Here is an 11895-nt window from a genome sequence, read left to right as displayed (position 1 = left end):
CATAACAAACAAGACTGGTAGAAGTATTCAAAGGAACTGTATATACTTCAGGATAGCCTTACTTTCTACCAGAAAAAAAATCATCAGTTTTCAGTATGAACAAAAGCAACGGTTTAATACGATACTGAAGTCGGCGAGTCCTACTTAAACGTAAAAAAACATCTAATAAAGGAAGCTTTTTTAATTGCTCTGCTTCTTGAAAATATTCACGTAAAATAGGTGAGAACAATTGTTTCAATACCAACTCCCTTTCTCTATTGCATTCTTTTGCTGAAAGAGAACTAACGCCACTTGTATCAAAATTACTAATCGTTCGTTTTACATGTCGATAAGAACATCCTTCCAGAATAATCTTCTTCACAAAGAATTCCCAATCCGAAACGATCTTTAAACTTTCCGTATAAAGACAATTGTGAAATAACTCTCTTTTAATAAATGTCGCAGGGTGTCCCAACGAGCGCTCCAAAAAATAATCCACTGTCAAGATATCAGGATAGATAAAAACTGTTTCTTCTCCATCCCCCCTCACAAAAACTAAATCCCCATAAACAATATCTTCCCCAGATAAGAAGCCATGAATATCAGCTAACACGGCAGAATTGTTCAACACATCACCAGAATTCAAGAATAACAGATACTCACCAGAAGCCTTCTGTATCCCTTTATTCATCGCATTATAAATTCCAGAATCCTTTTCAGAACACCAGAAATCTATATACCGTTGATATTCTTGAATAACTTCTTTACTTTTATCTGAACTTGCACCATCTATAATTATATACTCATATTCATTATATATCTGTTCCACAACACTTCGAATTGTTTTTTCCAATCCAGAAGCATTATTATAATTGATCGTAATAATAGAAATCTGTTTCATTCTACTTCTTTTTCAGGTTACCCTTTATGTATTTATAAAACAAACGGCGATACCACTTATTTTTGTGCCGAGCAATTCGCGCTTTGCAATCTTCCAGCTCTTTCTCACAAAGAAACAATCGACGTAAAGAAAGAATTGCACTTCCATAATACAACGAATAACGTCTTATATGTTTCTGATAAATATAGTTCTCAACTTCCGCGATATTCTGAGCAGCGGTTACATTTTTAGAGACCGCCTTAATTCGATAAAAAAACAAAGGTTCTTGTATTTGATATACAATACTTTGCTCATCCAACAATCGTATATAAAATTCCCAATCCTCTAATCCCAAATGCATATCTTCATCAAAACCACCAATCCGGAGCATATCGCTCTTTCTAAAAACTGATGAACAAAAAATCTCGTTGTTGACTAATAACTTTGCATAACCTTTATAAGATACTTGACTGTGATTAGTCGCTTCCCCAAAAAAGCCCCATTGACAATACACCAACAATGTTTCCGGATGATGAGTAAAATGCGACAAGGCCTTTTCTATATAAGTCTCCTCCAATTTATCGTCCGCATCTAAAGGTAAAATATAAGTACCTAACGCTTGTGCAGCTCCTATATTTCTTGCTTTAGAAACACCCCCATTTTCCTGAAAGACATATTTGAACCTCTCATCCTTCTTCACATATTCCAAAGCTATTTCTTCTGTACCATCAGTAGACCCATCATTTACGATGATCCCCTCCCAATTCTGAAAAGTCTGCTTTTCCAATGAATTCAAAGCATCCGAAAGATAAATTCCCTGATTATAACATGCTATAACAACCGAGATGATTGGAGCTTCTTCAGATTTCATTTTAATATTAAATAATAAACAACTTTCTTTATTTCAAATTTTAATTATACAAACATACGAAAAATAACACTAGCCCCAAACAATTACTTTAAAAACTGTCTTTATTCCAAGATAAAACGTAAGTTCCCTTGCCACTTCTATTTTTCTTCATACCTTTGTATCTAACAATTTTTACGCACTATGGATATCGATATTATAATACCCATTTATAATGCTTTTGATTTTGTCAAAAAGTGCATTGAAACAGTAATTGAGCATACAGATCTTACCCAGCACACATTATTGTTAGTCAATGATAAAAGCACAGACGAAAGAATATTGCCCTTATTGAATTCTTTTATAAAAGAAAATCAATCGCTAAATATCATATTAATAGACAACAAAGATAATCAAGGATTTGTCCGAACTGTGAATATTGGCATGCAATATTCACACCATGATGTAGTCTTATTAAATAGTGACACTGAAGTAACCAGAAATTGGCTTTCCAAAATACAAAATTGCGCATATAGTAAACCTGCAGTAGCTACTGTTACTCCCCTATCCAATAACGCGACTTTAGCATCTGTACCTGTTTTTTTGGCAGAAAACACCATTCCTCCAGGTTTAAGTGTAGAAGAATATGCTGACATTGTCGAAAAATGCAGCATGAATTTATTTCCTGAGATTCCTACTGCGCACGGATTCTGTATGTATATTAAAAGAGAGGCAATAGACGATCTAGGTCTATTCGACGAAGAAACTTTTGGAAAAGGATATGGGGAAGAAAATGATTTCTCATATAGATGTTTACAAGCTGGATATAGACATTTATTATGTGATAACACATATATTTATCATAAAGGAACCCAATCTTTCACTCAAGAAAAGACCAATTTGATAAACTCTCATCTACAAATATTAAAAGAGAGGTACCCGGTATGCTTTGCAAACACTGAAGCTTTTGTTCAACAAAATCCGATCTCAGAGATACAACTGAATGTGCGTTATAACACAGATATGTATTCTAAAAAGAATGTACTGATTGTAATACATGAGTTCAAAGCGATCAACGAAAGGAACATTGGCGGAACAACATTGCATGTACATGATTTAATTAGAAACATGCGAAAGGAATTTAATTTTCATGTAATCTATTATTCTGTGGATGATTTCAGATACTATCTAACCTCTTATTTTTCATCTGACGAAATTACTGTTTCTCTAGGCATGTATTCTCAATATACAGCTTTAAATCTTTATAATGATGTTTTCAAGAAAGATATTGAGAGATTGATAACGGCCCTAAGAATAGATTTAATCCATATCCATCACTTAAGAAACATGTATTTGGATATTTTCAAAGTGGCACAAGAGAAGAACGTTCCCTTTATATATACAATGCATGATTTTTATTCAATATGTCCTTCGGTAAAACTCTTCGACGAGGAAACTTTTCTTTGTAGTTATAACAACCAAAGCGGATGTAGTTCATGCATATCAAAAAAGTTTAAGCAGAATATTAATTTCATACCGTTATGGAGAAAAGAATTTTATTCGAATCTTAAATTAGCAAAGAAAATAATCGTCCCCTCTTCCAATACTAAGAATATTGTTTTAGATATATATAAAAGCCTAACAATTGATGTAATAGGACATGGCTACAATCAAGTAAATAAAGATTCGAATTATTCTAACATAAAGAAAAACAAAAAGAAAAGTTTAATATTGCTTTTATTGGTGGGATTTCAGAAGAAAAAGGTTTAAGATATTTAAAAGGGTTAATAGCTGAAGCTAGAAAATCCGAGATAACAATCCATCTCTTTGGAATGGCAGAAAATAAAAAATATAACACCAACAAACAAAATTATATCTATCATGGTGAATATTTACAGAAAGACCTACCTAATCTACTACTTGAGAACGACATTAAACTAGTATGTTTAATGTCCATGTGGCCAGAAACATATTCCTATACTTTATCAGAAAGCCTTACTGCTGAAATTCCTGTAATCACATTCGATTTAGGAGCTATAGCTGAACGGGTAAAAGCAATTGATGCAGGATGGATTTTTCCCATACACAGTACCGCAAAAGATATTTTTAAGTTCATTTTAACAGTCAAATCAGACATCGCTGGAGAATATCAAAAGAAAAAAGAAAACATCAGGCATTATTTAAAAGAAATGAAGTCTGTAAAAGAAATGGCTGATGAATATGCAAGAATATACAAGAAAACCATCAATACGTTTCCTGTTTTAGCTTATGACACCAATGACACACAATCAAAGATTGAATTCTACAAAAAAAGCAGAGAGCTCAATCCATCAAATATAAAGTCGATACAAGAAAAGAAGGAATATAAACGCATAAAAAATATCATTAAAGGATCGGCACCCTTTAAACGCGCATTTAGAGAAATGAAGCTCTATCGTAAGACCTATAAAAATAGCAAGTGGCGAAATAAAATCCTTTTCAAATTTATATGGTATAGAATTATATGTCTTAATACTTGTAGTACTCTTACCAAAAAATATTATTAGATAGTTCATCTTAAAACGATACCATACACATAACAAAAGAAGTCATAAACCAAATTCAATAAAGTTCCATCAAAATGATTAACGTCTTATACATAGCAGTAGGTGAAGGAGGCTCTGACCAAGCATTAATCACTTTAATTAAAGAACTTAAAAGCAAAATAAATCCTTATGTCACATTAGGAAAATTAGCTAGCCAATCAACCATTGATAAATTGAGATCCGAAAATATACCATATAGTATTCTCAATTACGACTTCTTCTGGTACCCCTCAAAGAAAAATTTATGGAATCATATTACTCGTCCCATATATGCCTTTAAATTAAAAAATAAAAAGAAATTCTTTGCCAAACAAATCATAGAATTATCCAAACAATATAAGATTGATATTATTCATACCAATTCTTCTGCATATCAGTTTGGGGCTGCTGCAGCTCAATCACTAAAGATTCCACACATATGGCACCTAAGAGAGTATCAATCTTTAGATTTCGAACATTCACACGCTTACTCACTTCCATATTTAAAGAAACAACTACACAAATCCGGCAATTTCAATATAGCAATAACAAAAGGTATATATAATTTCTACCAACTAAAGGAGGAAAACTCGACTATTATTTACGACGGCGTTTTGAGGCAAAGTTATAAACCTAAAGAACTTCCTAAAGAAGAGTATTTTCTATTTGTAGGACGCATCGTGAAAGAAAAAGGCATCTTTTCACTACTAAATAGCTATAAAGACTATCTACTAAGAGGAGGTACCTTCAAATTAATACTTGCTGGGAACTATTCTTCAAAGACAAAACAAAAAATTGATAGACTAATAGAAAAATACAATATACAAAATAATATTATGCTTAAAGGAATACTACCCACCAATCAAATATATGATCTAATGAATCGCGCAACAGCTTTAATCGTCCCATCACCTTTTGAAGCATTTGGTCTAATTACAGCAGAAGCTATGTTTAACAAATGCTTAGTTATTGGAAAAGATACTGCCGGAACAAAAGAACAATTTGACAATGGTCAAAGAAAATACAATAAAGAAATTGCTCTTCGTTTTACCAACGAACAGCAATTAACCACCCATTTAACAGATATAGAACAAAAACAGATACAACAATACACTGAAATCACCGAACGAGCATATAATTATGTTTCGTCATTATACTCTATTGAGAACAATGCCAAACAGATAGAGCGTCTATATACATCTATTCTTAGAACATAGTTATTTATAAGACGTAAACAAAATTACATGCATTTACAATATCAATAATTATTTTATATTTATCTTTGCAAAAAAAATTAGGCCGTGCTATTTAACTCATTCGAATTCTTAGTCTTTCTACCAATAGTATTCTTATTATATTGGTTTGCTTTCAAAAAATTAAGGACACAAAACTTATTTGTTGTTGTAGCTAGTTATCTATTTTATGGTTGGTGGGATTGGCGCTTTCTTATCTTAATAGCGTTTACTACTTTGTGTAGTTATGCAAGCGGAATCCTACTTGAACGACAAGAAGGACATAGACACATCCAACGCTTAATAAGTATTGCCAACATTGTATTAAACCTAACTATATTAGGAATATTCAAGTATTTCAACTTCTTCTCGGAAAATTTGCAACATCTATTTCAGTGGTTTGGATTTGAATTGGATTGGGTCACATTAGATATCTTACTTCCAGTAGGAATTAGCTTCTATACATTTCAAGCACTTAGTTATACAATCGATATCTACCGTCACAAGATGAACCCCACACATGATATTGTAGCATTCTTTGCTTTTATCAGTTTTTTCCCTCAACTCGTTGCAGGTCCTATCGAGAGAGCGACCAATTTACTACCGCAGTTCGAAAGACAACGAACTTTCGATTACACAGCGGCAGTAGATGGTATGAGGCAAATCTTATGGGGATTATTCAAAAAGATTGTTGTAGCAGACACATGCGCTGTCGCAGTCAATCAAATCTTTGCAAATTATCAAACACTTAATAGTTTGAATCTGGCTTGGGGAGCTTTCTTATTTACTTTCCAAATTTATGGAGACTTTTCTGGATACTCGGACATCGCTATAGGTACAGCAAAGTTATTTGGTATAAACTTACTGCAGAACTTCAACTTCCCATATTTCTCTAGAGATATTGCCGAATTTTGGAGACGTTGGCATATTTCACTCACCACCTGGTTCAGAGATTATATTTATATCCCATTAGGAGGAAGTCGATGTAGCAAATGGAAATCTTTCCGTAACACTATGATAATTTTCTTAGTTAGCGGTCTTTGGCATGGAGCCAATTGGACGTTTATTTGTTGGGGTGCATTTCATGCTCTACTATTTCTACCATTATTACTCATGGGAAGAAACAGAAAGTATAAAGACATAGTAGCTGAAAACAAACACCTACCATCCCTCAAAGAACTTGGACAGATTATTAGTACTTTCATTCTTGTAATGATTGGTTGGGTTATCTTCCGCGCCGAAAATATAAAAGAAGCCTATCAATATATCATTTATATGTTTACTAAATGGCAACCTTCATCACTTGAATATGGAGTTAAATGCATCCAATACATTGCTATTTTGATTATCATAGAATGGATTAACAGACGCAAAATGCACGGACTAGAAATAAATATAAAATACCCTATAATCAGATGGGGAATCTACTGTGCCATATTCTATTATATATTTTATTACTCTAATGAGATTCAAACATTTATCTATTTTCAATTCTAGAACTTTATGAGAAAATTTATATTAAAATGCTTATTCACCATATTCCCTATCATGGTATTAATATACGCATATGGCTTTTATGTGAATTTCTATTTGATAGACCGTCTAACCAAAGCCGGTGATTTAGGGAAACTTGGCTACTTTTACATAGACAAAACCCAAACCAATTTAGGTACACCACTATCAGAGAACAAGGTAGATACATATTATGACAACATACAAAGAAATTACAAAGTTATGACCATAGGAGACTCCTTTAGCCAACAAGGTTTCAGTGGTTATCAAAATTATTTAGCAGCCAAATTAGGAGAAAGAATCCTCAACTATCCTGATCCAAGAGGAAGAGGATATAGTTCTGAAGATATCGCATTGTATTTATTGAATAACGATATATACGCTAGCCTAGGATGTAAAACTGTTATTATTGAAACGGTCGAAAGAGAATTTGTACAGCATATACTTAGCTTTAGAGATATTAAAGACATCAATTATACTCTTGAGAAAGAAGACAATAAGCCAGAAAATAATTTTACAGAAAAAAAGAAGAAAGATTATTTAATGGAAACGTTTAAATATATCAAATATCATTTATACAAATCAAAAAGGCCAGTAAAAGAAGTACAGTTAAACACTGATTGTTTCTCTGTTCCACCATACAACACCTTCTATTTTTACAATGACGATTTATGGAAATTATCAATCACAAAAGAAGAATACAACGCCATTTTAGACAAACTAAACTACCTTCATAAACGCTTTCAAGAAAAAGGCATTGACCTCTATTATATGATAGCTCCCGATAAATATGATGTATACCAACCATATATAATAAACAATCCATATCCGCCTAAGAAAGTAATTGATCAACTAGAAGAAAATGGAATTAACCAACTAAAATGGTTTATTAATCCTAGAGATAATTTTAGAGAAATGATCGCCAGCGGAGTCAAAGACGTTTATCATATAGATGATACACATTGGGCAACTATAGCTAGTGAAACTGTTGGTTATATTATTGCAGATAAGATAGAAAAATCCACCGACTAAATTTACTTTTATGTGATTATTAGCAAGTATTTCATAAACATTATCCATTTCCAATAAAAACATCCAGTAATCACAGACGATCTTTATCACGAGTAATCAACCAAGGCATCAGCCAACTAAAACTTTTATTAAATCGTTCTACATAATAATCACTAGAATTTACTTTTAAAGAAGATACTAAGTGCAATGTAAGTTCCTCCTTGATTTCAGTAGGCACCTTAAGTCTTTTTATCTCTTTATAGAAGCTCCCATGACGCACAGTCTTTCTTCGCCTTCCTATATCAACGAGAGAATGCTCTATTCTATTTACTATATATATGTCTTCCCGAACCCCATCTCCTGTCTTTTGCCCCTTCTTGGTAGTGCTTACATTATGCAAACGAAATTTATTCAATTTTTCATAAACTTCGACTACCATTCCTTGCTTGGCCATTTCTATCCAGAAAAGCCAATCGCCACTATAGCGCATTGAAAAGCAAGACAAATCTTTTATTTGTTCAAAACATTGTTTACGAAAGACAACACCACTAGCATTGTAAATATAATTACGCCAATAAAGATTATGTTTTATATAATCTTCACCATCAAAAACACCTATATTGTGAGGATGACGTAATTGTTTTGAAGTCCAACGGTCAAAATCAGTAGATAGTTGATTCCCTTTTTCGTCTATACAATATGAACCTAGAAAACAGAAGGAAGCACGCGGATATTGATTTAAAACAGAAACAGCTTTCTCTAGAAAAGAAGATTCAGCCGCATCATCACTCTCGGCAATCCAAATATATTTTCCACGGGACAAACTAATCCCTTTTTGCCACTGTGCAAAAGGACTCCCTGTGTTGACAGAATTAATCTCCAAATGAGTGACACGAGAGTTTGTTTTATAATGATTTAAAATAGACATGCTATCATCGGTTGAAGCATCATCCAATAATATAATCTCATAATTCGTATAGGTTTGTGCCAATACCGATTCGATACGTTGTCGTAAAAAACGAGCATAGTTATAATTAGGAATGATTACGCTAACTTCCACCGGATGATTTTCCATTACAAATGCACTATTTATCTTAGTTATTATAACAAACTGATAGCAAAGATACAGATATTATTCTTAAAAAAGACGCTAACCCTCTAATGTTTAGCAAAAAAGCCTTTAACACTTGTCACAACCAAATAAAATGTATACATTTGTAGAATTTTAGTGCAAGCCCCCTTAACTATTTAACTAACATAGTAATAATTATATGAATAAACCAATGGCGAGCAACATAAGTACATCGCTAATTATATCCACCTATAATAGAAGCGACGCATTAGAATTATGCGTTAAAAGCGTGCTACGTCAATCTCTCCTTCCTGATGAAATTATCATTGCCGATGATGGTTCTAAAGAAGACACAGGAGAACTAATTCATCAATTGGCAGCTTCCTCTGAAGTTCCCATTATTCATGTTTGGCATGAGGATTTAGGCTTCAGACTGGCCTCCATCCGCAACAAAGCTATTGCGAAAGCATCTAAAGAATATATTATACAAATTGACGGAGATATCGTCTTACACAAAGATTTCATCAAAGATCATGTACATTTTGCTAAAAAAGGTAGTTTCGTAACCGGTAGCCGTGTATTAATCCGGGAAGGCTTAACGAGAAAAATGTTAGCAGAAAAAAACTGCATCATTTCCATTCACGACAAAAGTACTAAAAACACAATCAACGGAGTACATTTACCTTGGTTGAGTCCACTACTTCAACATTATCGTCAATGGGATGTTTCTTACTCGAGAGGATGCAATATGGCTTTCTGGAAAGAGGATTTGTTAAAAGTTAATGGGTACAATGAAGCTATTACCGGATGGGGAAGTGAAGATCATGAGTTAGTGTGCCGCCTCATCAATAGCGGTGTACGCAAGCGTACCATTAAATTTGCGGGAATTGTGTTCCATCTTTATCATGAGCTACATGGAACGGATAATTTGAGCAACAACCGCAGTATTTTGAACGAGACGAAAGTCAGGAAGCTAACCTGGTGCGATAAAGGAATCATACAAAACTAATATGGAAAAGAATTTGAACTTTTTAGATCGAAACGAATTTAACTACAGTCCATCAAAAGAAGTAGTAGAGGCTTTAAAAAACTTCGATATAAATAAACTTTGTTTTTATACCCGCATTTATGATGAAGGAAAGAAAAGTATATTATCTGTTTTCTTATCCGAACTTTACGATATAGATGAAACACAAGTCTTATTAGGATACGGCGGAGAAGATATTCTGAAGCAAGCTGTACACTACTTCCTGACTCAAGAAGATGGAAATAAAACGATGTTGATTCCCAAGTTCTCATGGTGGTATTATAAATCAATTGCAGATGAGGTGAATGGCCATACTTTGCAATATCCTCTCTACGAAGACGGAAATACTTTTAAATATGACTTTGAGACGCTAAAAGATATGATTCAGAAAGAGAATCCGAAGATTCTTTTACTAGCTTCTCCCAATAACCCTACCGGCAATGGTTTAACTCCAAAAGAATTGGATGAACTGCTTGCAGAAGTACCCAGTCAAACAGTGGTACTGATAGACGAAGCATACGCTTCTTTTGTTTCAACTGATACCAGTTATATCAAAAAGCTGGTTAATAAATATCCGAATTTGATTATTTCCCGTACTTTATCCAAGTTTTATGGATTGCCCGGTTTACGTATGGGATTCGGATTCATGAGTAAGGAGCTGGAAAAATTCAGCAGATACAGCAATAAATATCTGGGATATAACCGGATATCCGAAGATATCGCCATTGCGGCTCTTAAATCGGACGCACACTATCGAAACATCGCCAAACTGATGAACGAAGACCGTGAGCGTTACGAAAAGGAAATCGGCGTGTTACCCGGATTCAAAGTATATGAATCGGTTGCCAATTTTATTTTAATCAAATACCCGATAGAGCTGAAAGAGGCTTTACAAAAGGCTTTTGCTGAACAGAGTTATAAAGTGAAGTTTATGAATGAACCGGATATCAATACTCATTTGCGTATCACATTGGGACGCCCAGAGCAGAACCGGATCGTTATAGATACAATCAAAGAAATAGCATCCAAATGAAAGCAGTAATATTAGCCGCAGGAATAGCTTCACGCTTACGCCCGCTGACCGATACGACGCCCAAATGTCTTCTCAAAATAGGAGAACGATGCCTTTTGGAAAGAGCTTTTGATGCTCTGATACAAAACGGATTTGATGAATTCATCATTGTCACCGGGTATCGCCAGCAGCAAATCGTTGATTTCCTACAGGCACATTATCCAACCCAAGATATTACTTTCATCTATAATGACAGGTATGAATCAACCAACAATATCTATTCATTATGGCTCACCCGTTCCTATACAGATGGGCAGGAGATTTTATTATTAGACAGCGACATTGTATTTGATCCGCAGATTGTAGAGAAACTGCTTCATTCGGATAAGGACGACATATTGGCACTGAATCGTCATGAGCTCGGAGCAGAAGAAATAAAAGTCATCGTGGACGACGCACAAAAGGTCGTTGAAATCAGCAAAGTCTGCTCAATATCCGATGCTATCGGAGAATCTATCGGCATTGAAAAGATGTCAGCTGAATACACCAAAGCGCTATTCCGGGAACTGGAAATTATGATTACTGCCGAAGGACTGGATAATATATTCTACGAACGGGCTTTTGAGAGACTGATTCCGCAAGGATATAGTTTTTACGTTATGGACACCACCGAGTTCTTCTCGGCCGAGCTGGACACAGTAGAAGACTTTCAACAGGCACAGAAGCTGATTCCAGCCAGTCTTTATTAATTAAAATCAG

The 11895-nt window shown here is 34.1% G+C and carries 11 protein-coding genes; 8 read left to right on the top strand and 3 right to left on the bottom strand.

All coding sequences use genetic code 11. The features are described from left to right. Positions 1-58: 58 nt before the first annotated feature. Together HMPREF9010_RS11760 and HMPREF9010_RS11765 are read right to left on the bottom strand one after the other, a co-directional pair. Positions 59-880: a glycosyltransferase family 2 protein gene (locus HMPREF9010_RS11760; protein WP_008649138.1), complete on the bottom strand. Its 822-nt coding sequence runs from the start codon at positions 878-880 to the stop codon at positions 59-61. A gap of 1 nt (position 881) precedes the next feature. Further along, entirely contained in the window at positions 882-1730 is an 849-nt protein-coding gene (locus HMPREF9010_RS11765) for a glycosyltransferase family 2 protein (protein WP_008649137.1), read from the bottom strand. A gap of 180 nt (positions 1731-1910) precedes the next feature. On the opposite strand from HMPREF9010_RS11765, the gene HMPREF9010_RS0124435 reads away from it, so the two are divergent. From HMPREF9010_RS0124435 to HMPREF9010_RS11780, 5 genes are all read left to right on the top strand, one after another. Next, complete coding sequence (locus tag HMPREF9010_RS0124435; protein WP_008649136.1) at positions 1911-3476, top strand: glycosyltransferase; 1566 nt, start codon at positions 1911-1913, stop codon at positions 3474-3476. Next, positions 3437-4252: a glycosyltransferase gene (locus HMPREF9010_RS26575; protein ID WP_369746219.1), complete on the top strand. Its 816-nt coding sequence runs from the start codon at positions 3437-3439 to the stop codon at positions 4250-4252. The genes HMPREF9010_RS0124435 and HMPREF9010_RS26575 overlap by 40 nt, the downstream gene beginning before the upstream one ends. A gap of 74 nt (positions 4253-4326) precedes the next feature. Next, entirely contained in the window at positions 4327-5487 is a 1161-nt protein-coding gene (locus tag HMPREF9010_RS11770; protein WP_008649134.1) for a glycosyltransferase family 4 protein, read from the top strand. An 84-nt stretch (positions 5488-5571) separates the two neighbouring features. Next, on the top strand, positions 5572-6999 hold the full coding sequence (locus HMPREF9010_RS11775; RefSeq protein ID WP_008649133.1) for an MBOAT family O-acyltransferase: 1428 nt from the start codon (positions 5572-5574) through the stop codon (positions 6997-6999). 6 nt (positions 7000-7005) lie between these two features. Then, positions 7006-8046 (top strand): hypothetical protein, encoded by a 1041-nt coding sequence (locus tag HMPREF9010_RS11780; RefSeq protein WP_008649132.1) that lies wholly within the window; start codon positions 7006-7008, stop codon positions 8044-8046. Between the two features lie 70 nt (positions 8047-8116). Here HMPREF9010_RS11780 and HMPREF9010_RS11785 read toward each other — a convergent pair whose 3' ends face one another. Next, positions 8117-9100 (bottom strand): glycosyltransferase family 2 protein, encoded by a 984-nt coding sequence (locus HMPREF9010_RS11785; RefSeq protein WP_008649131.1) that lies wholly within the window; start codon positions 9098-9100, stop codon positions 8117-8119. A 196-nt stretch (positions 9101-9296) separates the two neighbouring features. Here HMPREF9010_RS11785 and HMPREF9010_RS11790 point away from each other — a divergent pair, with 196 nt between their 5' ends. Genes HMPREF9010_RS11790 through HMPREF9010_RS11800 form a run of 3 tightly spaced genes read left to right on the top strand, consistent with a single transcriptional unit; the run spans position 9297 to position 11885 of the window. Beyond that, a complete protein-coding gene (locus HMPREF9010_RS11790) occupies positions 9297-10106 on the top strand; it encodes a glycosyltransferase family 2 protein (protein WP_008649130.1) in 810 nt (269 codons plus the stop codon). Between the two features lies 1 nt (position 10107). Further along, positions 10108-11157: a pyridoxal phosphate-dependent aminotransferase gene (locus tag HMPREF9010_RS11795; RefSeq protein WP_004298294.1), complete on the top strand. Its 1050-nt coding sequence runs from the start codon at positions 10108-10110 to the stop codon at positions 11155-11157. Beyond that, positions 11154-11885 carry an NTP transferase domain-containing protein gene (locus HMPREF9010_RS11800; protein WP_008649128.1) on the top strand — a complete coding sequence of 244 codons (732 nt, stop codon included), beginning with the start codon at positions 11154-11156 and terminating at the stop codon, positions 11883-11885. Before HMPREF9010_RS11795 ends, HMPREF9010_RS11800 begins: the two co-directional genes overlap by 4 nt. Positions 11886-11895: the final 10 nt, after the last annotated feature.

This window comes from Bacteroides sp. 3_1_23, from assembly GCF_000162555.1.
GTDB classification, from domain to species: domain Bacteria; phylum Bacteroidota; class Bacteroidia; order Bacteroidales; family Bacteroidaceae; genus Bacteroides; species Bacteroides ovatus.
This window is presented reverse-complemented; position numbering and strand designations above follow the sequence as displayed.